Below are 21451 nucleotides of genomic sequence, written 5' to 3' on the forward strand. Positions count from 1 at the left end.
CGCTGTGCTGCTGTGAAGCCTGATGGCATACGCGCAGCGGCGCCGCCAGCAGGTTCAGCGACTCATTCAGCCGAAGAGGATGTCCAGCACGAGGCCGACGAGACCGTCCACTTCCTCGACCCGGTCGCGGTCGTCGGACGACTGCGAACGGCCGTCCTTGCAGAAGCGGCCCATCTGCCCGGAGGAGTCCTGCCCGAAGAGCAGACGGCAGTCGGCGACCGGAGCTACGTTCGGAGCGGCGGCCTGAGCGGCGGGAACGGTCGCGAAGACGGCTCCGGTCACACAGAGAATGGTGAGTGAAGCGCGCGCGATCATGCGCATGGACTTCCCCTTTGCGAAGTAGAAGAGGCACGGATGGCCTCTGACCTCGCGATCTTCACCGCTGCCCCGAACCGGTCGCGCTGCCCACGCCGGACACCCACCCTCTGTCACCCGGTTCGCGTACGAGCCGAATGGCCTGATCAGGCCGGTTCCGGGAGGTCTCAGCGCTCCATGATCCGCATCTGAGCCTCGGTGTGGGTGTCACCGGCGGCCGGCGGCAGGCCGGTGAGCAGGGCGAGTTGGTCGTCCGTGAGGCGGACGCCGTCGGCGGCGGTGTTCTCCTCGACGCGGGCCACCCGCCGGGTGCCGGGGATGGGCGCGATGTCGTCGCCCTGCGCCAGCAGCCAGGCCAGGGCGACCTGGGCCGGGGTGACGCCGATCTGGCCGGCGACGGCGGCGACCTGGTCGGCCAGGCGCAGGTTGTGCTGGAAGTTCTCCTCGGTGAACCGGGGGTTGTCCGCACGGAAGTCGGTGGAGTCGAACTGGTCGGTGGAGCGGATCGTGCCGGTCAGGAAGCCCCGCCCGAGAGGGGAGAAGGGGACGAAGCCGATGTTCAGCTCGCGCAGCACGGGCAGTACACGGGCCTCGGGGTCGCGGGTGAACAGTGAGTACTCGGACTGGACCGCGGTGATCGGGTGCACGGCGTGGGCGCGGCGGATGGTGCCGGGGCCGGCCTCGGAGAGGCCGATGTGCCCGATCTTGCCCTCGGTGACGAGTTCGGCCAGGCAGCCGACGGTGTCCTCGATCGGCGTGCCGGCGTCGACGCGGTGCTGGTAGTACAGGTCGATGTGGTCGGTGCCCAGCCGCTTGAGTGAGCCTTCCACGGCGGCGCGGACGTTCTCCGGGCTGCTGTCGGTGGGCCCGGTGCGGCCGGTGTGGGAGATCAGGCCGAACTTCGTCGCCAGCACGACCTGGTCCCGGCGGCCCTTCAGGGCGCGGCCGACCAGTTCCTCGTTGGTGTACGGCCCGTAGACCTCGGCGGTGTCGATGAAGGTGACGCCCAGTTCCAGTGCGCGGTGGATGGTGCGGACGGACTCCGCGTCGTCGGCTCCGGCGCCGGTGTAGCCGTGCGACATGCCCATCGCACCCAGACCGATTTGGGAAACGTCCAGGTCCCGCAGTTCGATGTGCTTCATCACTGTGCCTCTTCTCGTGGTCCGCCGACGCGCCGACGTCCATTCTCCGGCAGGGAGCCGAGACGTGCTCCCGCCCCCGTGGTCACACCGTCGTCCACGGGAGCACCGGCCACCACCCCACCCGGCGGTGGCCGGTCGTCGCGGGTCACATCGCGGAGTCGAGCCGTTCGCGCTGATCGGAGGTCAGTTCCAGTGCCACCCCCGCGAACGCCTCGTCCAGTTGCTCGACCGTGCTGACACCGACGATCGGTGTGACAGCCGGGTTCCCGCCGGTCAGCCAGGCCAGCACCACCCGGTTGCGGTTCGTGCCGGTCTCGGTGGCTATCTCGTCGAGCACCGCCAGGCGCCGGGTGGTGCCGGGGTGGTCGTACTCGGCGGCCAGGGGTTTGTCCGGGCGGGTGTAGCGGCCGCCCAGCAGCGGCGTGTACGCCCACAGGGCCATGTCCGGGTGCTGCTCCAGGTAGTGGAGCACCTCATCGGTGACCGCACCGAACCGGTGCACCACGGACGGCCGGGTCGCGGGGCGCGGTTGCAGGTACGTGTGGTGCTGCTGCACCGCGGTGAAGCCCGTACCGCCGTTCGCCCTGGCGAGCTGCCGGGCCCGCTCGACCTGCCAGACGGGGTAGTTGGAGCAGCCGAGCCGACCGACCGTGCCCGCGGACACGAGTTCGTCGAAGGCGGCCACCGTCTCCTCCAGCGGTGTGGCCGGCTCGGGCTTGTGGGCCCAGTACAACTCGACGTGATCCGTACCCAGCCGGCGGAGACTGCCCTCGATCCCGTTCTTGACGGCCCCGGCCGAGAGGCCTTCGGCCGTCTCCGGGAACCGGCCGGCCAGGGTCGGCTCGCAGCCCACCTTGGTGCTGATCCTGACGCGGTCACGGACGCCCGGGCGGCTCGCCAGCCAGCGGCCGAGCAGCGCCTCGCTCTGCCCGCCGAATCCGCTCGGATCCGCCCAGAACGAATAGCAGTTGGCGGTGTCGATCCAGACGCCTCCGGCGTCCACGAAACGGTCCAGGAGCGCGAACGACCGTCGTTCGTCCGCGGTGGTACCGAACAGCATGGCCCCGAGGACCAGGTTCTCCATCATGCTTGTGACGCTAGGCGGATTCGGATCGGCGCTACGCTCCAATTCTGTGACCGTTTCCCAGACCAATTTCGCGTGGGCGACCCTGCTGGAGGTCGGACCCGCGGACGGCGGGCGGCGCCGTCTGCACGACCGACTGGCTCGCGCGCTGCGCACCGCGATCCGCGACGGCCGGCTCGCGGAAGGTGCCGCAGTGCCGCCGAGCCGCGCGCTCGCGGAGGAACTCGGCTGCTCACGTTGGGTCGTGACGGAGGCGTACGGGCAACTCGTCGCGGAGGGATACCTCTGTGCCCGGGTGGGCTCCGCCACGCGTGTCTCGTGGTCGCCCGACACCGCGCAGCCGCGCTCCCGCGTGCCCCGCGCACCGGCACGGCCACCGATCCGGTACGACCTCGCGCCCGGCCTGCCCGATCTGCGGGCGTTTCCCCGGCGTCGCTGGGCGGACGCGGTCCGGGCGGTCACAGGCTCGGCCGTCCACTACGACCTGGGCCTGCCCGACCCCGCCGGACACGCGGAGCTGCGTACGACGCTCGCGCAGTACCTGCGGCGCTCGCGCGGCGCGGACGCACACGACGGTTCCGTCTCGGTGTGCGCGAGCGTCACCGACGGTCTGGTACGCACCTGCCGGGCCCTGCGCGCCGAGGGCATCGCCGACCTGGCCGTGGAGGACCCGGGCTGGGGGCGGCTGCGGGACGCCGCGACCAGCGCCGGTCTGCGCGTACACCTGGTGCCCGTGGACCGGGACGGCCTCCGCGTCGACGACCTCGCGGGTACGCCGGCCCGCGCCGTCGTCGTCGGCGCGGCACACCAGTTCCCCACGGGGACGGTGCTGTCCCCGGCCCGCCGGGCACGCCTGGTGCGCTGGGCCCGTGAGGTCGACGGGTTCGTCGTCGAGGACGACTACGACGCCGAGTTCCGCTACGACCGCCATCCGGTCGCCGTCATGCAGGGGATGGATCCGGGCCGGGTCTTCCTCCTCGGCTCGGTCAGCAAGACGCTGTCGCCGGCCCTCGGCCTGGGCTGGTCGGTCGCGCCCGCCGCGATGACCCCGGTACTGCGGGCGGCGAACCCCGTCGCCGCCGCGCCACCCGTCCTGGACCAGCTCGCGCTCGCCACCTTCATCGACCGCGGCTGGTACGACGCCCATCTGCGGGCCGCGCGGCGGCGGTTCAGGACCCGCCGCGACCTGCTGGTCAGGACGCTCGGCGAACAGGTGCCGCAGGGCCGGGTCGCCGGTACCGCCGCCGGACTGCACATCCTGCTGCACCTGCCGGACGACACGGACACCGCCGGGGCGGTCCGGGCGGCCGCCGCCGCGGGGCTGCGCCTGGCTGACCTCGACGACTACCGCACGAACCGGCCGGTGGAACGGGCGCTCGTCCTCGGGTACGGCAATATCGGCGACACGGAGATTCCGCCGGCCGTCACGCTCCTGAGCGAAGCGCTGCGTACCCCTACGGCATCGCGTGCGGGCGCAGCACCATGAGCGAGTCCTTCAGGGCCGCCACCATGGCGAAGGGGAACCGGTCGAGCTCAAGACAGAGCGCGACGTCATCAGGATGGACTCCCTGACGTATGCCCTGTGCCAGTTCGACGGCCGCGCGCGAGGCGGCGGCGCGGCGGAGGAACTCCGCCGCGTCCGTCCCGGCCTCGGTGGCCCGCCCGGCGATGTACTGCGCACACGCCAGGTCCTCCTCGGCCCGCCCGTCCTCGCCGGTGACCACGAACACGACATCGGGGGCGTCGTGCGTCCGCAGCAGCCGAGCCGTCGCCTCCGCCACCACGAAGCCCGCGCACAGCACCAGCCGCGCACCCTTGACCGCGAGGGCGCCGACCGTCCCCGCCGTGGTCTTCTGTACGACGGTCCGTCCACCGAGGTCCACGGACCGCAGCAGCCCCGGCGAGTTGACGGCGTCGAACCCGGGGGCGGGCGGGCCGTCCTTGAGGGCCACCCAGTCCGGGTGACGGGCCTTGAGCGCCAGGGCCTCGTCCAGCGACTCGGCGAGAACGATCTTTTCCGCACCCTGGGCGAAGGCCCAGGCGGCCACGGTGTACGCACGCATGACGTCGATCACTACCGCCACGGACGGGGGCTCGGACGGAGTCTCGACCAGGTCCGCGATGTTGGAGAAACGAGTGTCCATTCCGAGCATGATCGGGCACACCCGGCCCGGCGCCCCGGCCCCCTCCTGAGAGTGAGGGGCGTCACATCGGCAGACGGGATGGTGTTCGAGGGGACGCTGTGCGGGCTAGGTGCGCTGGTGCTCCGTACCCTAGCCCGCCGTCGAGGCCTCGGCCGTACCCATGGACTTGGTGATCGTCTCGGAGCGGGGGCCGCCCCGGTCCATGAGACCTCCCGTGAAGGCGAGGCCCAGGCCCGCCACGGCGAGAGCCGCGCCGACCAGGTTGGGCGAGGCCCATCCCCAGCCGGCCGAGATGACCAGGCCGCCGAGCCAGGCGCCGCCCGCGTTGGCCAGGTTGAAGGCTGAGTGGTTGGAGGCCGCCGCCATGGTCGGAGCGTTCTTCGCCTTGGCCATGAGGAGCATCTGCACGGGCGTGGTGATGAGGGAGCCCATCGCACCGATGAAGGTGATCGTGATCAGGGCGGGCACGGTGCTGTGGACGGTGAAGTAGAACGTCACCAGCGCCGCGGCGAGCAGCGCGAGTCCCACGTACAGCGTCGGCCGCAGCGCACGGTCCGTGAGCGGGCCCGCGAGCAGTGTGCCCCCGGTCATACCGACGCCGTAGAGCGCGAGGACCAGAGTCGTCGACGCGTCGGAGATGCCCGTCAGATGCGTCAGCATGGGCACCAGATAGCTGTAGACGGCGAAGAACCCGCCGAACCCGACGACGGCGGTGGCCAGACCGATCGCGACCTGCCTGTTGCCCATCGCCCGCAGTTCGTGCCGGATGCCGGACTGCTGACCGCGTGGCTGGTGAGGCACGAAGAGAGCCAGCGACACCAGGGCGACGAGGCCGATGACGGCGACCGTCCAGTAGGCGGAACGCCAGCCCAGCTGCTGCCCGAGGGCCGTGCTGGCCGGCACGCCGACGATGTTCGCGACGGTCAGCCCGAGGAACATCTTCGAGACGGCGCGGGCCGCCCGGTCGGGGGCGACGAGCCGGGACGCGACGACCGCTCCCACACCGAACAGCGCTCCGTGCGGCAGACCCGCCAGGAAGCGCGCGGCGAAGAGGAGGCCGAAGTTCGGAGCGATCGCGGACGCGGCGTTGCTGATCACGAACAGCCCGGTCAGGATCAGCAGCAGCCGTTTGTGGGGGACGCGCGCGCCGATGCCCGTGAGGACGGGGGCGCCGACGACGACCCCGAGCGCGTAGGCGGAGACGAGATGGCCCGCCTGCGGCACGGACACTCCGACCCCGTCGGCGATCTGGGGCAGCAACCCCATGGTGGCGAACTCGGTGGTGCCGATGCCGAACGCGACAACGGCGAGGGCCAGCAGGGCCAGGGGCATGGTGCGGGTGACCTTTCACAGACAGGGTCCGGTGATGGGAGGCGAGGTCGGGCCCGGAAACGCTCCCGGTTCCCGTGGCCCGTCGCGCTGAGCACCATTGCCCGGCAGCCCCAGAACGGGGCAAGCCTATAAGAAGGTCATAGGGCACCTGATCTGGGCGTTCGGTGCCTCGGGGAACCCCGCGATCGACCGTGACGCACTGTTGCTCGCCGTGACCTGTCGTGACCTTTCGCGACCTGTCTCAGTCATGATCGCCGTTCTGAACAGATACGGACAAGATACGACTGGCGTTGGCCGAACCCGACCGGCGGCAGGGCTAGACTGCAGCAACCGAACGGCCCCTGTCCTGCGTGTAGTTGATAGCTGAGAGCACCTGGGTGGTGAGAGGTGCCGATCGGACGGAACATGTCCGGGCGCTCATTCATGCCTAAAGACAAGGGAGATTGGCCCCGATGCACCACGAGGACGCAGCGTCCCCGGACGCGAGCCCGGAGCGGCTGGTCGCCGATCGCTACCGTCTGCTGTCCACCCTCGGCGAGGGCGGCATGGGAACCGTGTGGCGCGCTCGCGACGAGGTGCTGCGCCGCGAGGTCGCCATCAAGGAGGTGCGCGCTCCCTCCGGGCTGCCCGCCGAGAAGATCGAGCGCATGTACACCCGGCTGGAGCGGGAGGCGTGGGCCGCGGCGCGCATCACCGCCCCGAACGTGATCACCGTCCATGACGTCGTCACCGACGGTGACCGCCCGTGGATCGTGATGGAGCTGGTCCGTGGCCGCTCGCTCGCGGACCTGATCAGAACCCAGGGGGCGCTGAGCCCGCGGGAGACCGCGCGGATCGGCGCGGAGGTGCTGAGCGCGCTGCGCGCCGCACACGCCGCCGATGTGCTGCACCGCGACGTGAAACCGGCCAATGTCCTGCTGGCCGACGACGACAGGGTGATCCTCACCGACTTCGGTATCGCCATGGTGGTCGGCGACACCGCGCTCACCATGACCGGCGAGGTCGTCGGTTCCCCCGAGTACCTCGCGCCCGAGCAGGCCCTGGGCCGTGCCCTCGGCCCCGCCACGGACCTGTGGTCCCTCGGTGTCCTGCTCCACACCGCCGTGCAGGGCCGTTCGCCCTTCCGGCAGGACAGTGCCCTGGGCACGCTGCGCGCCGTAGTCGACGACGAGCCGCCGTCCCCGCACCGGGCCGGTCCCCTGACCTCCGTCATCGAAGGTCTCCTGCGCAAGGACCCGGCCGAGCGTGCCTCCGCCGAACAGACCGCGCGGGACCTGCGGCTCATCGCCGCCGGCGGTACGCCCGACGCCGACGTCACGAGGACGGAATCCACCCCTACGGTGACCGTCGCGGCGCAGTCCGCTACCGCCCAGACCGGCACCGGCCAGACCAGTACCGCTCAGACCGGCGGGGTGAGTCCCGCGGCACAGCCCTCCTCGGCGGACGCCACCTCGGACATCACCCTCGACGCGCCCACCCAGGACCCGCGCGTCGCGACGCGGGCCTCGTCCCCGGACGCGGCAGGGACACAAACCGCGGCGGCACACACCGAGGCCACGCACACCGCGGCAGCCGAGGCGGCACACACCGCGGCGACGCACGCGGCGGCGGCCCAGGCCGCGGCGACCGAAGCCACGTCGGCGGCGACCGCCGCCGCGCAGACCGGGGACGTACACCCCGCGGCGCAGTCCCCCGCCACCAGCGGCACTTCGGAGACCGTCGTCGACGCGCCCGCCGGGCAGACGCACGGCTCACCGCAGGCGTCGCCCTTCGAGGCGACGGCGACGGGCACCACCGGCACCTTCGGGCCCGCCCAGCCGGCGGCGTCGTTCACACCCTCGCAGGCTTCGCCGGCGTACTCGCTCCCGACGGCGAGCGGCCCGGTCACCGTGGGGACACTCGCCCCGGCCCGGCCGGGGCGCGCTCGGCGCAAGGGGTACCTGGTGGCGGCGCTGGTGACCGTGTCCGCCCTGCTCCTGGGCGGGCTGGGCTACGCCCTGACGCGTGACGACGAGGACCGGGCGGACGGCAAGAACCCCGGCGCGGAGACGAGTTCCTCCGCGCAGCAGGCACAGAACGGTTCCCCTTCCGCGGAAGGGGACGGCTCGGGCGCCGCGGGACAGCCGCCGGTGACGGTGGCGGTCACGGGGACGAACACGACGTACGCGGGGAGCTGCCCGCCACCGCAGGGGGAGGCTCCCGCGTTCACGGCCACCTTCGAAGTGACGGAGCTGCCCGTGAAGTTCACCTACCGATGGGTCTCGGCCGAAGGGTCGGTGGTCGACAAGACGTGGCGGGCGCTGACCTTCTCGGAAGGCGGCCCCCGCACCCACCAGGAGACGATCCGTGTGACGACGTACGCGCGGGAGGGGACGCTGGCGAGCGCCATGGGCGTGGAGATCAAGTCTTCGCAGCAGAACATCTCCGACACGGTGCCGTTCACGCTGACATGCGAGTGACGGGTCGGGCGGCGGCCGTGCACCCTCGGCGCCCCGCCCACTGACCGGCCCGGTGCGGCCTGCTCGCACCCGGGTTCCCTGCTTGTGATGGTCCAGTTGGCCCTCGTGCCGGATCGGCCGCCCGGTGCGGTCCGGCCCGGCACCGGGGCATGTCTGCTAGGAGTTTGAGTGTCGTCGGTCATCGTGGGACGCACGGGTCCCTTCAGCGGTCAGAGCGTGGTGCTGGGCACCGCGGCCCTGCGGTTCGGTCGCAAGAGCGACAACGACGTGATCATCGTCAGCACGAGCGCTTCCCGGCTGCACGCCGAGATCGTCGTGGAGGACGACGCGTTCGTCCTGCACGACCGCAACAGCAGGAACGGCACCTACGTCAACGAACGGCGCGTCACCCGGCACCCGCTGGCCCCGGGTGACGTCATCCGGATCGGCGACGAGACCTTCCTGTTCGAGACGCAGGAGGCGCTGGAGACGGTCATGGACCTCTCCCAGCTCGACGTGCCGCGCCCCACGGCCCTGGCGAACCCCAGCGCGCTCCGCGTCACGATCGCCGGCGGTGGCCCGGTCGGCCTCGCCTTCGCGCTGCTGCTGGAAAACGCCTTGCAGGGACGGGTGTTCATCACCGTCTACGAGGGTCGCTGGGTCAAGAACGGTACGACGGTGGCCTGGAAGGACGAGACGCTGGGCAACGTCCGCCGTCAGCAGGTCGTGACCATCCAGAGCCGCCAGTACCTCGCGCTGACCGAGGAGATGCAGTCCGCGCTGTTCGACGCGGGGCAGTTCTCCGAGATGTGGCCCGTCGGGCCGGACTCCGTCGACGGCCGGCCTCCCCGCAACATCCGGATCGCCTACGTCGAGGACCAGTTGCTGGAGCTGGCCAACAGCAAGTCGGCGATCCGGCTCGTACCCAAGCGCTTCGACCCCTCGGAGCACGAGCACCGGGTCGCCAACGACCATGTCCTGGCGATCTGCGACGGCGGACGGTCCCGCACCCGCGAGCACTACGCCGACCGCTTCGGCGCGGCCGACGCCTCCATCTACTCCCTCGACGGCGAACACCTCCAGGACGTGGTGCTGGGGCTGCGGGTCAAGTCGCCGCTGACCGACCAGATGAGCGTCCTGCTGACCGTGTCGCAGAACAGGTTCCTGCTCAACTCGCTGCGCGGCGAGGGCTTCCTGAACATGCGGCTCACCCGCGACGAGACCAAGGCCGTGATCGGTATCGATCCCGTCCGCCAGGTCTTCGAGGAGTGCATCGCCGCACGCCCCTGCGTCATGAGCCGCCACGAGGACAACGAGTTCGTCTGTCCCACCCACGGCACCCTGTTCCTGCCCGCCCTGCTGCGCGGCTCGCACCTGTGGAAGCGGATACGGGAGGGCCTCAAGCTGTTCGGTGTGGCCGAGGACGACCTCAGCGCCATCACCTCGTTCCGGCTGGACATGGTGCAACGCCCCAGGTTCACGGCGCAGCTCACCCGCTCCACCGCGACGACCCCGGGAACGTACGGCTTCCTGCTGGGCGACGCCGCCAACGCCATCCACTTCTGGCCGGGGCGCGGTCTCAACAGCGGCCTCGCCTCCGCCGTGTCCCTGGCCCGCTCGCTCAGCCGCACCTGGCAGGGCCGGCCGTTGCGCGACGCCGACTTCATCCGGCACGAGGCCGCGATGTCCATGCTGCAGTACCGGCACAAGAGCCGCGCCTGGAACGCCATGGTCACCACGGACGAGCAGGGTGCCACCCGCGCGATCAAGGACATCATCGCCCGCAGCATGGAGCAGACCGAGTCTCCGGCAGCCGCCGTGGCCAGGGCAGGCGCGCCCGGGGCCGGGGCCGGGGCCGGAGCCGGAGCCGAGGGCGGGGCCGAGGCCAAGTTGGAGCAGCCCGATCTGGACGCGCTGCTCGAGCGCATGCGCGCGATACGCGACCGGCTGGAGACCCGCCTTCCCGGCATGCCCTCCGACGAGGAACTGCGCGAACACCTCGCCACGCTCCAGCCGTCGACCCTGCGGACCCTCCAGGAGAGCGGTGCGTGGGACACCCTGATCGTCGGCGGTGAGGAGGCCGACATCGACCTCTTCTACCAGGCGGACGCGCCCATCTACGCCCCCCGCCCCGCGGACCCACGGGTGGCGGGACCCGACTCGGGACCCCAGGGCCCCGTAGCCCTCGACCGGGCCTGAGAGGCCTGAGAGGTCCGCCTTCCGGCTCAGGGGGAACGAGTGCCGCCGGGACTCCCGGCGGCGCCCGGCTCCTCTCGGCCCAGCAGGGCGAGGAGCGGTGCCGCGGGCAGGGGGTGGCGGGTGTGGCCGTACGGTCCCGTGGTCGTGGTGGCGGTGAGCAGCGCGTTGAGGACGGCCTCCTCCACGGCGTCCAGGACGGCGACGAAGAGGGGGTCCAGCCGGTCGTCGGGCAGCACGGCGGGCCCGGCGGGCGTGCCCAGGGGACGCGTACCGAAGGCGAGGCCGTAGTCGCCGCTGCCGTGTCCGTACGCGGCCCCGGCCCTGGCGAGTCCGTAGACGGCGCGCCGCGCCAGGCGCGTCAACTGGCGGGCGTCCAGCGGCGCGTCGGTGGCGACCACGACCATGCAGGAACCGGCCTCGGGGACGGGGTTCGTCGTCGAGTCCGGGTCCTCGGTCGGTACGCCGACGTCGGCGGGCGTGACCACACGGCCCGACACCCGAAGCGTGCCGCCGAAGTTGGCCTGCACGAGCGTCCCGAGCGTCACGTCCCGGCCGGCCAGCGGTACGCGCCGCGACGAGGTGCCGATACCGGCCTTGAACCCCAGCGCGGTCATCCCGGTACCCGCGCCGACGCACCCCTCGGCGACCGGCCCGCCGCTCGCGGTGTCGAGGGCCGCCCGGACGTGTTCCTCCCGGACCGGACGTGAGCGGATGTCCGACAGGAGCCCGTCGTTGCATTCGCCCACGACCGGGTTCAGGCTCCGCGCGGCGGCCCCCTCGGGCCGCTCCAGGACCCAGCCGACCAGGGCGTCCGCGACCCTGAAGGCGGACAGGGTCGAGGTGAGCAGCACCGGTGTCTCCAGGGCGCCGAGTTCGGCGAGCTGCGTGGTGCCGAGCAGCTTGCCGTAGCCGTTGCCCGCGAACACCCCGGCGGGCAGCGGGCTGCCGGGGCCCACCCCGTCCGGCACGATCGCGGTGACACCGCTGTGCACCCGCGGCGGCCGGACCAGCGTGGTGTGTCCCACGCGGACCCCGGGCACATCGGTCAGGGCGTTGTGCGTGCCCGTGGGCAGGTTCCCTACGGAGAGCCCCAGCTCATGGGCTCTGCGGGCGGTGACGGGCGGGGACGGCTCGGGCAGTGACTCGCGCATGTCGGCACGCTATCGCCGACGGCGTACGCCCCGGGACGCCCGGTCCCCCGGGGCGGGCCCGCGTCCGCTTCGGCGTGCCGCCCGCACGGATTTCGCGGACCGGTGCGTCCGAACGCCTCCGCCGTCCGGAATCAAGGGTGGGGAGTGTGCCCGACACCCGCCGGACGGCACCGGCGGGAGCGGGTGCCGTCCCGCACCGGGCGCGGACACCGCGTGCGACGCGCGCCCGCGAGCAAGCGCCCGACAGGAGAACACGGCACGGATGAAACCGGCACGGATGGAACCGGCACGGATCAAAACGGCACCGATGAAAACGGCACCGATGAAATTGAACAGAGCATTTCGCGTCGACGGGCTGCGGGAACGCCTGGGCAGCGGGCTCTTCGCCCGGGTGGCGGGCCCCGACGGCCCACGCAACCGCGCCCGCATCCACGACACGCCGGGCCCGCGCTGGTTCGGCCCCGAACGCCCGGTCCGCCGGGTGCACGGGGACGCGTCGATGTTCATCGGTGGTCTGTCGGCCCTGCTCCTGCAGTCGCTCCATCCGCTCGCCATGGCCGCGGTGGCCGCCCACTCCGGCTTCCGCGGCGACCCGTGGGGCAGACTCCAGCGCACCAGTACCTTCCTGGCGACGACGACGTACGGCACCGCCGAGAGCGCCCGGCTGGCCTGTGCGCAGGTGCGCTCGGTCCACGAACGGGTGGTGGGGGAGACCGACGAGGGCCTCGCCTACCGTGCGAGCGACCCGCATCTGCTCGGCTGGGTCCACGTCGCGGAGGCCGACAGCTTTCTCCGCGCCCACCAGCGCTACGGGCGCCGCCCGCTGACGGCCGCGGAGTGCGACGGGTACGTCGCGGACATGGCGCGCGTCGGCGCCGCGCTGGGTGTCGTCGATCCACCGCGCGACCGGGCCGAGCTGGCCGAACGGCTCGACGCGTACCGCCCGGAACTGCGGGCGACCGCGCAGGCGCGTGCCGCCGCACGCTTCCTGCTGCTGAATCCGCCGCTGCCGCTGATCGCCCGGCCCCCTTACGGGGTGCTGGCCGCGAACGCCGTGTCCCTGCTGCCCACCTGGGCCACCAGGGAACTCGGGCTGCCACGGCTGGCGGTGGCCGAGAACCTGTGCGTACGGCCGCTCGGCTCCGCCATGACGGCGGCCGTGCGGTGGGCGATGACGCCGCCGCCGACCGCCGCCGCGGCTGCGACCGAGACCGCGCCCGGGCCCGCGTCCGTGACGTCGGCCCCGGCCGACTGAGCGGACGGATCCGAACACCCATCGCGGACCTCACGCGCCCCGTCTACGCCACGGGCACCGTACGCACCACGCGCCCCGCCCACACCACCTTCGACCACCGGTCCGGACGCTGCCCGGGCGACGCACACGAGAGACGGTCACCGTGTTGAGGAACCTGCCCGAGCCCCCTGACGAACTCGTCGGACGACGCCGGGAACTGGCGTACGTCGCCGACGCCCTGGACCGGCACCGTCTGGTCGTCCTCACCGGCGTGGGCGGCGTGGGCAAGAGCAGGCTCGCGCTGCACGCGGCGGAGCAGGTCATGCGCGTCGGCACCCGAGGCGTCGCCTGGGCCGACCTGTGGCCGCTGACGAACGCCCGCCTGCTGCTCGCCACGGTCGCCGACGCCCTCGACTTCGCCGACCACGCGACGGCCGAACCGCTGGACGCGCTGTGCGCCTGGCTCGCGGGCAAGGACGTCCTGCTGGTGCTGGACTCGTGCGAACACCTCTCGGCGGCCTGCCGCGACCTGCTCGGCCGTCTCCTCGACGACTGCCCGGGAGTGACCGTGCTGGCGACCAGCCGGGAAGCGCTCGGGATGGACGGCGAGCACCGCGTCGTCGTGGAGCCGCTGCCACCGGCCTCCGACGCCGTGGAACTCTTCTGCCGTCGTGCGGCCGCGACGGGGACCGGCCCGATGGGCCCGGAGGGCATCCTGACCGCCGCCCGTCTGAGCCGGCGGCTCGAAGGGATCCCGCTCGCGCTGGAGCTGGCGGCCGGCCAGTTGACCCACCACACGCTCGACGAGGTCGAGGAACTCCTGGGTTCACGCCTGGACCTCTCCGCGCCGAAGGCGGGCCCCGCGGGGCGCGTCCACTTCCGGCAGCGGACGCTGCGCACCGCGATCGGCTGGAGCCACGAACTGTGCGAGCCCGCGGAGCGTCTGCTGTGGGCCCGGTTCTCGGTGTTCCGGGACGCCGTGGACGCCGACGCGGTGCGCGCGGTGTGCGCCGACGAGGCCCTGCGTGCCTCGGACGTCGAACGGGCGCTGGCGGGACTGGAGCGCAAGTCCGTCGTGGCCCGCGTGGAGGGCCGCTTCCGGATGCTGGACACCCTGCGTGAGTACGGCCGTATGTGGCTCGGCGAACTGGACGAGACCGAGGTGCTGTCCCGGCGCCACGCCGCCTACTTTCTGCGCCGTGCCCGGCGGGCCCACGCCGACTGGCCGGGCCCGGCACAGATGGACGCGTACCGCTGGGTCTCCGCGGCCCACTCCGACCTGTGTGCCGCGCTCGACCACTTCCTCACCACCCGGCCGCAGCAGGCGCTCGAACTGGCCGGGCTGCTGGGCTTCTTCTGGAGCTGCTGCGGTCACCTGCGGGAAGCCACGGGCTATCTGGAGGAGGCCCTGGCACTGACGGAGGAGCCGGGAGCCGTACGCACCCGGGCCCTGTGGTCCCTCGGCGTCGCCCGGGTGCTGTGCGGCGAGCACGAGGCGGCCGAGCGGCTCGCCCTGGCCTGCCGGCGACAGGCCGCGGCCCAGGAGGAGACCGAAGGGGCGCTGCACGCCGCCTATCTGCAAGGGCTGGTCCATCTGCTGCGGGGGCGGCCGATGGCGGCGCGGTTCGTCGTCGACGGGGCCCTGGCGAGCGCCGAGGGCGGGCCCTTCGCCTCCGTGGGCCGTGTGCTGTGCCGGCTGATCCGCGTCTTCGCCCTGACGGCCGAGGGGCTGCGCGAGGAGGCCCGCCGCGAGGCCGTCGAACTGCGCCGGGACTGCGTCGTACGCGGCGAGTGGTGGACCCGGTCGTACGCCGAGTACCAGTTGGCGCTGCTCGCGCTGTTCGAGGACCGCGCGGAGGAAGCCGCCGGACACGCGGCCGCGATGCTCGACGGCAAGCGCCGCATCGGTGACAGCTTCGGCATCGCCCTCGGCCTGGACCTGCTCGCCTCGGCGCTCGCCGCGCAGGGCGCCGGCGGGCCCGCGGTCGCCGCGTACGGGGCCGGCGAGAACTACTGGGCCGCCGTCGGCCACCCGCAGCGGGGCACACCGGAACTCGGACCGGTACGGGACCGGTACGAGTCGACGGCGCGCTCCCTGCTGGGCGACTCCGCGTACGACAAGGCCCTGCTGGTCTCGGTGCTCCGCGACCCCGAGTCGGTGCTGAAGGAACTCCTGGACAGAAAGCGCTGAGAGCGGGATCGCGACGGCGACGCCTTGCCACCCCCGCGGCAGAGCGACGGGCGCCCGCGACCCCGCTACCGACCCCGCTACCGACCCAGGTCCCGGGCCACCTCGCGGGCCGCCCGGGTGCCCGAGGCCAGTGCCCCCTGGACCGATCCGGTGGCCCGGTGGTCGCCGCACACGTACCGGCCGGGTGCGACCCGGGCGGTCCTGCTGAGGGGCTGCGGAGGTGCCATGACGGGCAGCGCGTCGGGCACGGTCCGTACCGTCAGCAGATCCCAGTCACCCGTGTCGGCGCCGTACGCGTCGGCCAGCGCCGTGCGGACCTCCCGCTCACGGCCCTGCGTGTCCTCGCCGAGCACCGAGGTCGCGATCAGGGACATGTGCGCGGGCGCGTAGGAGGGGACGACCTCGCTGAGGACACAGGAGTTCAGAAAGCGTCTGCGGGTGTCGGTGAGGAGCGTGGGCTCGGGGAGGGGGGAGCGTGTCGCGGCGTGGTAGTACGTCGTCACCACGCGGTACGCGGGCACGTCGAGGCCCGGCAGCAGGTCGGCGGCCGGGCCGGGGCCGGTGGCCACCACCACGGCGCGGGCCGGGAGTTCGGCGCCCGTGGCCAGTTCGACTCCGTCGTCCGTGAGCCGGGCGACCGGGTTGCCGAGACGTACGGTCGCCCGGGGGAGCGCGGCGGCGAGCGCGCGCGGGACCGCTCCGATGCCCTCGCCCGGCAGAGACAGCGTGCCGCGCAGCATGCTGCGCCAGACGAGGTGGAAGACGCGTGCGGAGGTCTCCAACTCGTCCTCCAGGAAGACGCCGGAGAGGAAGGGCCGGAAGAAGCGCTCGACGAACTCCTCGGAGAACCCCGCCGCAGCGAGCGCGGTCCGGGTGGTGCGGTCCTCGCCGCGTTCGCGTTTCAGCAGCCGCGCGGGCGCGAGCATGTCCCGGGCCGACAGGGCGCCCAGCGCGAGGAGATCGCGGGTGCCCGCCAGACGTCCGGGACGCAGGTCGCGCAGAGCGCGTGTCCTGGGAGGCATGTGGGGTGTACGCGACCTGCGGGTCGGATCGCTGAAGCGCATCGGCCCGTCCTCGGTGTGCACGAGGACGCCGGGGGTGAAGGGCCTCAGCCGCAGTTCGCGCAGCGGCAGCCGTCGGCGGACCTGCGGGTAGGCGGTGTTGAAGACCTGGAAGCCGCGATCGACGACGAAGCCTTCGTGACGGTCCGTGCGCATGCGCCCGCCCACCTCGTCGGACGCCTCCAGGACCTTGACGTCGAGTCCGACGTCCACCAGGTCGCGGGCGCAGGCCAGACCGGCGAGACCTCCGCCGACCACGAGGACATCCGGTTCTCCGCGAGTAGCGGCCATGGGCACTCTCCTTGTTCGGCATACGACGTCTGACCGGCGGCCCGCGACGCCAGGCGTGCGACGTCCGCTGTACAGCGCCGGCGCCGGCGTCCGGCGTGTCGTGTGGAATCCGCCGACGTGGCCGTCGTCGGCACCCCGACTCCGCGTACCCGCGTACACGCGTTCCACAACCGATCTTCCCGTCGCGGCGCGCGGACGGATGCGGGGCGCGCTGATACGCGTTCACGCCGCCGCGGTAGGCATGCTGCGTGCAGACCTTTCTTCCGTACTCCGACACAGCGGGTCGAGGCACTGCAGGTGCTGCGCGGCCTGACCGTGCCCGGCTACGGATGGCGGCACCATCCGGCGGTACGTATGTGGATCGGTTACGAGGAGGCCCTGGTCCGTTACGGCCTGGACGTGTGCGCCATGTGGGTGGCGGAGGGGCGTGCCGACACCTGTGCCACCACGCTCGTCACCGACTTCGGCCTGTACCGGCCCGGGGCCGCTGTCCGGGTCCAGGAGGACCTCGCCGACGACGGGGAGCTGCCGCCCTGGCTGGGGGACCCCGCCTTCCACCTCAGCCACCGGTCGGCGCTGGTGCGCAAGGCACCCGAGGTCTACCTCCCGGTCTTCCCGGACGTTCCCGACGACCTGCCCTACCTCTGGCCCGCGTCCGACCGCGTCAGTTCGCTGGGCGAGCCGTAGGCGTCAGGGGCGTGAGGGGCGTGCGGGGCGTGCGGGGCGTGCGTCGGCGCGCAGCCCGTCGATGATGACGGTGAGCATCCGCCGACCGCGGTCCGGGCAGGAGGGTTCGCCGTCGCCCCGTCGGTCCCGCCAGAGGGAGGACGCCAGCAGCAGGACCTCCTCCGCTTCGGCGTCCGCTCGCACCTGCCGTGCCTCCTTGCCCGCGCTGAGCAGCAGGTCGAGAGCGGCGACGATCGGTGGGTGGTGCCGGCCGGCCCGGGTGGCGGCCGCCACGGCCTGGGACGCTCCGCCGGTGGGGCGGCCGTCGGCGGCGAGGCGCTCGAACCAGCGGCGCAGGGCTTCCAGCGGCCCGTACTCGTCCAGCAGGAGCGGGGCGGCGGCGGCGAGCGCTTCGAGGTCCTCGCGGTAGACGGCCAGCAGGAGGGCCTCGCGGTCGGGGAAGTGGCGGTACATCGTTCCCTGGCCGACCCCGGCCGCCCGTGCGATCGCCTGAAGGCTCGCCGAGGGGTCGGAGGTGAAGGCGGCGTGTGCGGTCTCGATGATGCGGGCGCGGTTCTCCAGGGAATCCGATCGCGGTGCACGTCGAGGGGTTCGCGTCATCCGGCGCCTTCCGTTCCGGTCCGCGGCGTGCCGACGAGGCATCCGCACGAGTCGCGGTCCGCGGAGAGGTGGTCCGCAGAGGGGGGTCCGCAGAGGGGGGTCCGCAGAGAGGTGGCCAAGCGGCGAGTGCGCCGCCGAAGTCACATTCTTATTCACTTGTTGGTCGTATGACAAGTTTCTTGTAGGGTTCGACGCATGACCACTACTCGCCGCACGCAGAAGCAGCGCCGTGAAGAGGCCGAAACCGCTCTGCTCACGGCCGCCGCCGAACTGGTCGACGAACAGGGCGTACACGCGCTGACGCTGGCGGCCGTGGGGGAGCGGGCCGGTTACAGCCGCGGGCTCGTGACCCACCACTTCGGGTCGAAGCAGGCGCTCGTCGAACGCCTGGCGCGCGCGGCCCAGGCCGGTTTCGTGCCGGGACTGGACGGGCTGCCGGCCGGGCTGGACCGTCTCCTGCGACTGATCGACGGATATATCGGCGAACTCGGCCGCATGGGCGTGCTGAACAGGGTCTTCCTCAAACTCTGGACCGAGTCCGCGACGACAGCGGAACTCACTCCGCTCTTCCGCGAGCGGAACGAGGCGTTCCATGCGGATCTGTACGAGGACCTGGCCGCCGGGATCGCCGACGGCACGATCCGCGCCGACGTGGCACCCGACGAGACCGCGATCGCCGTCGTCGCGCAGCTCCGGGGAATCGGCATGCAACGGCTGATCGACCCCGGACGCGTCGACACGGAACGGCTACGGACCCACGTCACGGCGCTGTGGCGCCAGGCGCTGGAACGGGTCTGAACGGGACGGGTCGCCGCCCTTCACACGCGCGGGGTGACCTGGATACGCGTGCGCGGAAGGACACTCATGTGCGTGAGAGGACGCAGAACTCATGGCCCTCCGGGTCGGTCAGGCAGGTCCACGGGACGTCCCCCTGGCCGACGTCGAGGTCGGTGGCGCCGAGGGCCCGCAGTCGGGCCACCTCCGCCGCCCGGTCGTCACCGGGCCCCGGCACCAGGTCGAGATGGACGCGGTCCGGCACGGTCTTCACATCGGGGGAGCGGAGGAACTCAAGGTACGGGCCGGTACCTGTGGGGGAGCGCCAGACCGCCCGGTCGTCGGTCACCTCGTGCAGGGTCCAGTCCATCGCCTCGTCCCAGAACCGGGCCATGGCCCGCGGATCCGCGCAGTCGACCACCACCGCGGCGACCGGCCCGGTGTCCCGGTAGATCTCCCGAGGCTCCAGCACACAGAACTCGTTGCCCTCCGGGTCGGCGAGGACCGTCCACGGCACATCGCCCTGGCCGACCCCGGCGGGCGTCGCGCCGAGAGCCCTGAGGCGAGCCACCAGCTCCGCCTGATGGGCGGCGGAGGTGCTGGCGAGATCGAGGTGCACGCGGTTCTTCGCCGAACTCTTGGGTTCAGGGACGGCGATGACGTCGACGCAGACGGTGCTCGGGTCCAGCCAGTCGAAGCCGGGGGGTTGCGCGGCGGTCGCGCCTGATCCCTGGCTGGTGAGGCGCCAGCCGAGCGCCTCGGCCCAGAACCGGCCGACCGCCGAGTCGTCAACGGCCTTGATGTTCACCAGAACAGGTCGCAGGGTCATGCCGGCGATCCTATGCACCCGCCTCGCGACGCCGCGTCTAGCGCGCACCGGTCCATGTCCTGATCGCTTGTGTGGCCCAGGGAGATATCCGCAAACGGCTATCCTGCTGCGGGAGTTGCAGGTGGCAGGGGTGGAGCGGGCGCAGGTTCAGGCGGAGGCATGTGGTGCGCGTACAGAGGACTGCGGTTCCGGTCCTTGTCCTGCTGGCGCTGCTGGCCGGATGTTCCTCGACCGACGGCGAGGACGAGGAGCGGCTGACCGTGCAGAGGGAGAACTACTGCACGCAGTTGGGGGCCTGGCAGAAAGCGCGGAACGCGGCGTCCACGGACACGGCGGACTCGGCGGACTCGGCGGGGGACGATGAGGTCGGGACCGTCGCCCGGGATGCCTTCGTCGCGATGCGACCGCTCAAGGACGAGTCCGTCGGTCAGGGCCGCACTCTGGCGGAGGCGACGGTGGCAGCGATGAGCAACAGTGACTCCGAGGCGGAGCAGCGCGTCGTCGAGTACTGCGGAGACATGGGGTTCCAGACCCTTACCCGTTGACGCCTCCGCGGTGAGGGACGACGGGACACCGAGGTTCCTGGGTGGGGCGCACCCAGGATGAGCGCGGCCTGGTTGACGTGCGCGGGGTGCAGCACCTTGGGGATGCGGGGCGGCCGGCCCGTTCCGCGGTGATGGACACGCGTTTCGAATCGAGGACCTTTCATGCGCTACACACTTCTGGGCCGTTCCGGTATCCGCGTCTCCGAGTTCGCGCTGGGCACCATGACCTTCGGGGAGGACTGGGGCTGGGGCGCGGCGCCGGAGACGAGCGCGAGGCTGCTGGACATCTACGCGGACGCGGGCGGCAACTTCATCGACACCGCGAACGTGTACACGGGCGGCTCCTCCGAGTCGATCGTCGGGCGGGCGCTGCGCGGGCGACGCGACCGGTTCGTGCTCGGTACCAAGTACACGGCGCAGACCGTCCCCGGCGACCTGAACACGGCAGGAAACCACCGCAAGAACCTGGTGACCTCTCTTGAGGCGAGCCTGCGGCGGCTGGACACCGACCACGTCGACGTGCTGTGGGTGCACGCCCGCGACACCCTCACTCCGCTGCCGGAGCTGATGCGCGCGCTGGACGACCAGGTGCGCGCCGGCAAGGTCCTGCACGTCGGTGTCTCGGACTGGTCCGCGTGGGAGATCGCCCAGGCGAACACCCTCGCCGAGTTGCGCGGCTGGTCGCCCTTCGTCGGCGTGCAGTTGCGCTACAACCTGCTGGCCCGTTCCGTCGAGTCCGAGCTGACGCCGATGGCCCAGGCGCACGACCTGGCCGTCGTGGCCTGGGGCCCCCTGGCCGAGGGCCGCCTGACCGGCAAGTACCTGGGCGGCTCGGAAGGACGGCTCACGCGCGGGGGATGGGACTTCAGCGGTGAACGGAGCGACCACATCGTCCGCGAGGTCGTCGCCGTCGCCGACGCCGGCGGCTGGACGCCCGCGCAGGTCGCGTTCGCGTGGCTGCGCTCACGGTCCGGCACGGTCATCCCGCTGCTCGGGGCGACCGGCGAGGAGCAGCTGACGGCCAACCTCGCCGCCGTCGACGTCGTCCTCGACGACGACGCGCTGAGCCGGCTCGACGAGATCAGTGCTCCGGAACTGGGCTTTCCGCACGACGTGATGGCGGGCGAGGACATGATCGGTCTCGTCTACGGAGACACGTGGCGGCAGGTGGTCGACCGCCGACGTGCCTCGCGCCGCCCCGTCAACGACAACGAGCAGCTCGTATGAGCGAGTGAAGCCCTCCACGTACTCGACCGCGCTGTGGTCCCGGATCGTGGCCGGGAAGCGTGGGGCGGTCGTATCGGCCTGAGGCGGGTGGGGCTCCTGTCGTCCGCCGTTCCGCGCTGCCCCGTGGTCGCTGTCCTGTGATCGCCGTCCTGATGTGGGCCGCGGAGCGCGAGCCCGCGTGCGCGCCAGGGGAATGCGCCCCGCGTG

17 protein-coding genes and 1 pseudogene are annotated in these 21451 nt (G+C 72.2%); 9 read left to right on the forward strand and 9 right to left on the reverse strand.

Translation table 11 applies throughout. From position 1 onward, the window contains the following. Positions 1 to 66: 66 nt before the first annotated feature. The 3 genes from IE278_RS01415 to IE278_RS01425 form a co-directional block, all read right to left on the reverse strand. The gene (locus tag IE278_RS01415; RefSeq protein ID WP_189767876.1) at positions 67 to 282 is read right to left on the reverse strand and encodes a hypothetical protein; all 216 of its coding nucleotides are present in this window, start codon (positions 280 to 282) and stop codon (positions 67 to 69) included. 200 nt (positions 283 to 482) lie between these two features. Continuing rightward, the gene (locus IE278_RS01420; RefSeq protein ID WP_189767878.1) at positions 483 to 1457 is read right to left on the reverse strand and encodes an aldo/keto reductase; all 975 of its coding nucleotides are present in this window, start codon (positions 1455 to 1457) and stop codon (positions 483 to 485) included. A gap of 145 nt (positions 1458 to 1602) precedes the next feature. After that, positions 1603 to 2544: an aldo/keto reductase gene (locus tag IE278_RS01425; RefSeq protein ID WP_189767880.1), complete on the reverse strand. Its 942-nt coding sequence runs from the start codon at positions 2542 to 2544 to the stop codon at positions 1603 to 1605. Between the two features lie 46 nt (positions 2545 to 2590). Between IE278_RS01425 and pdxR the strand changes: the two genes are divergently transcribed. Next, a complete protein-coding gene (gene pdxR / locus IE278_RS01430; protein WP_246569668.1) occupies positions 2591 to 4027 on the forward strand; it encodes a MocR-like pyridoxine biosynthesis transcription factor PdxR in 1437 nt (478 codons plus the stop codon). Here the strand turns inward: pdxR and IE278_RS01435 are convergent. Next, entirely contained in the window at positions 3996 to 4685 is a 690-nt protein-coding gene (locus IE278_RS01435) for a 2-phosphosulfolactate phosphatase (RefSeq protein WP_246569670.1), read from the reverse strand. The two genes, pdxR and IE278_RS01435, sit on opposite strands and share 32 nt — an antisense overlap. 129 nt (positions 4686 to 4814) lie before the next feature. Further along, on the reverse strand, positions 4815 to 6017 hold the full coding sequence (locus IE278_RS01440; protein ID WP_189767886.1) for an MFS transporter: 1203 nt from the start codon (positions 6015 to 6017) through the stop codon (positions 4815 to 4817). Between the two features lie 452 nt (positions 6018 to 6469). Between IE278_RS01440 and IE278_RS01445 the strand changes: the two genes are divergently transcribed. Together IE278_RS01445 and IE278_RS01450 are read left to right on the forward strand one after the other, a co-directional pair. Further along, a complete protein-coding gene (locus tag IE278_RS01445; protein WP_189767888.1) occupies positions 6470 to 8476 on the forward strand; it encodes a serine/threonine-protein kinase in 2007 nt (668 codons plus the stop codon). A gap of 168 nt (positions 8477 to 8644) precedes the next feature. Continuing rightward, the gene (locus tag IE278_RS01450) at positions 8645 to 10654 is read left to right on the forward strand and encodes an FHA domain-containing protein (RefSeq protein ID WP_189767890.1); all 2010 of its coding nucleotides are present in this window, start codon (positions 8645 to 8647) and stop codon (positions 10652 to 10654) included. A 26-nt stretch (positions 10655 to 10680) separates the two neighbouring features. On the opposite strand, the gene IE278_RS01455 is transcribed toward IE278_RS01450, so the two are convergent. Beyond that, on the reverse strand, positions 10681 to 11805 hold the full coding sequence (locus IE278_RS01455; protein WP_189767892.1) for a P1 family peptidase: 1125 nt from the start codon (positions 11803 to 11805) through the stop codon (positions 10681 to 10683). A gap of 322 nt (positions 11806 to 12127) precedes the next feature. Between IE278_RS01455 and IE278_RS01460 the strand changes: the two genes are divergently transcribed. Both IE278_RS01460 and IE278_RS01465 read left to right on the forward strand, forming a co-directional pair. Next, a complete protein-coding gene (locus tag IE278_RS01460) occupies positions 12128 to 13060 on the forward strand; it encodes an oxygenase MpaB family protein (protein WP_189767894.1) in 933 nt (310 codons plus the stop codon). 142 nt (positions 13061 to 13202) lie between these two features. Beyond that, positions 13203 to 15230: an ATP-binding protein gene (locus tag IE278_RS01465; protein WP_373311856.1), complete on the forward strand. Its 2028-nt coding sequence runs from the start codon at positions 13203 to 13205 to the stop codon at positions 15228 to 15230. A gap of 77 nt (positions 15231 to 15307) precedes the next feature. On the opposite strand, the gene IE278_RS01470 is transcribed toward IE278_RS01465, so the two are convergent. After that, positions 15308 to 16582, reverse strand: coding sequence for an NAD(P)/FAD-dependent oxidoreductase (locus IE278_RS01470; RefSeq protein ID WP_189767898.1), 1275 nt, complete (start codon positions 16580 to 16582; stop codon positions 15308 to 15310). Positions 16583 to 16846: 264 nt separating this feature from the next. Between IE278_RS01470 and IE278_RS01475 the strand changes: the two are divergent. Continuing rightward, positions 16847 to 17269 (forward strand): annotated as a pseudogene (locus IE278_RS01475) (MSMEG_6728 family protein); the annotation flags it as partial. A 3-nt stretch (positions 17270 to 17272) separates the two neighbouring features. Here IE278_RS01475 and IE278_RS01480 read toward each other — a convergent pair. Then, positions 17273 to 17869, reverse strand: coding sequence for a TetR/AcrR family transcriptional regulator (locus IE278_RS01480; RefSeq protein WP_189767900.1), 597 nt, complete (start codon positions 17867 to 17869; stop codon positions 17273 to 17275). Between the two features lie 195 nt (positions 17870 to 18064). Between IE278_RS01480 and IE278_RS01485 the strand changes: the two genes are divergently transcribed. After that, entirely contained in the window at positions 18065 to 18667 is a 603-nt protein-coding gene (locus IE278_RS01485; protein WP_189767901.1) for a TetR/AcrR family transcriptional regulator, read from the forward strand. 64 nt (positions 18668 to 18731) lie between these two features. On the opposite strand, the gene IE278_RS01490 is transcribed toward IE278_RS01485, so the two are convergent. Then, positions 18732 to 19472, reverse strand: a complete 741-nt coding sequence (locus IE278_RS01490) for a VOC family protein (RefSeq protein WP_189767903.1) — start codon at positions 19470 to 19472, stop codon at positions 18732 to 18734. Between the two features lie 164 nt (positions 19473 to 19636). Here IE278_RS01490 and IE278_RS01495 point away from each other — a divergent pair, with 164 nt between their 5' ends. Together IE278_RS01495 and IE278_RS01500 are read left to right on the forward strand one after the other, a co-directional pair. Further along, positions 19637 to 20017, forward strand: coding sequence for a hypothetical protein (locus IE278_RS01495; RefSeq protein WP_189767904.1), 381 nt, complete (start codon positions 19637 to 19639; stop codon positions 20015 to 20017). A gap of 162 nt (positions 20018 to 20179) precedes the next feature. Beyond that, a complete protein-coding gene (locus tag IE278_RS01500) occupies positions 20180 to 21244 on the forward strand; it encodes an aldo/keto reductase (RefSeq protein WP_189767905.1) in 1065 nt (354 codons plus the stop codon). Positions 21245 to 21451: the final 207 nt, after the last annotated feature.

Origin of the sequence: Streptomyces tauricus, from assembly GCF_014650955.1 — a bacterium.
Lineage (GTDB): Bacteria > Actinomycetota > Actinomycetes > Streptomycetales > Streptomycetaceae > Streptomyces > Streptomyces tauricus.

What these genes read in the sequence shown, in the direction of transcription:
- IE278_RS01420 (WP_189767878.1), bottom strand. Translation starts at nt 1,457, where the DNA reads ATGAAGCACATCGAACTGCGGGACCTGGACGTTTCCCAAATCGGTCTG.
- IE278_RS01425 (WP_189767880.1), bottom strand. Translation starts at nt 2,544, where the DNA reads ATGATGGAGAACCTGGTCCTCGGGGCCATGCTGTTCGGTACCACCGCG.
- IE278_RS01435 (WP_246569670.1), bottom strand. Translation starts at nt 4,685, where the DNA reads ATGGACACTCGTTTCTCCAACATCGCGGACCTGGTCGAGACTCCGTCC.
- IE278_RS01440 (WP_189767886.1), bottom strand. Translation starts at nt 6,017, where the DNA reads ATGCCCCTGGCCCTGCTGGCCCTCGCCGTTGTCGCGTTCGGCATCGGC.
- IE278_RS01445 (WP_189767888.1), top strand. Translation starts at nt 6,470, where the DNA reads ATGCACCACGAGGACGCAGCGTCCCCGGACGCGAGCCCGGAGCGGCTG.
- IE278_RS01455 (WP_189767892.1), bottom strand. Translation starts at nt 11,805, where the DNA reads ATGCGCGAGTCACTGCCCGAGCCGTCCCCGCCCGTCACCGCCCGCAGA.
- IE278_RS01460 (WP_189767894.1), top strand. Translation starts at nt 12,128, where the DNA reads ATGAAATTGAACAGAGCATTTCGCGTCGACGGGCTGCGGGAACGCCTG.
- IE278_RS01470 (WP_189767898.1), bottom strand. Translation starts at nt 16,582, where the DNA reads ATGGCCGCTACTCGCGGAGAACCGGATGTCCTCGTGGTCGGCGGAGGT.
- IE278_RS01480 (WP_189767900.1), bottom strand. Translation starts at nt 17,869, where the DNA reads ATGACGCGAACCCCTCGACGTGCACCGCGATCGGATTCCCTGGAGAAC.
- IE278_RS01485 (WP_189767901.1), top strand. Translation starts at nt 18,065, where the DNA reads ATGACCACTACTCGCCGCACGCAGAAGCAGCGCCGTGAAGAGGCCGAA.
- IE278_RS01490 (WP_189767903.1), bottom strand. Translation starts at nt 19,472, where the DNA reads ATGACCCTGCGACCTGTTCTGGTGAACATCAAGGCCGTTGACGACTCG.
- IE278_RS01500 (WP_189767905.1), top strand. Translation starts at nt 20,180, where the DNA reads ATGCGCTACACACTTCTGGGCCGTTCCGGTATCCGCGTCTCCGAGTTC.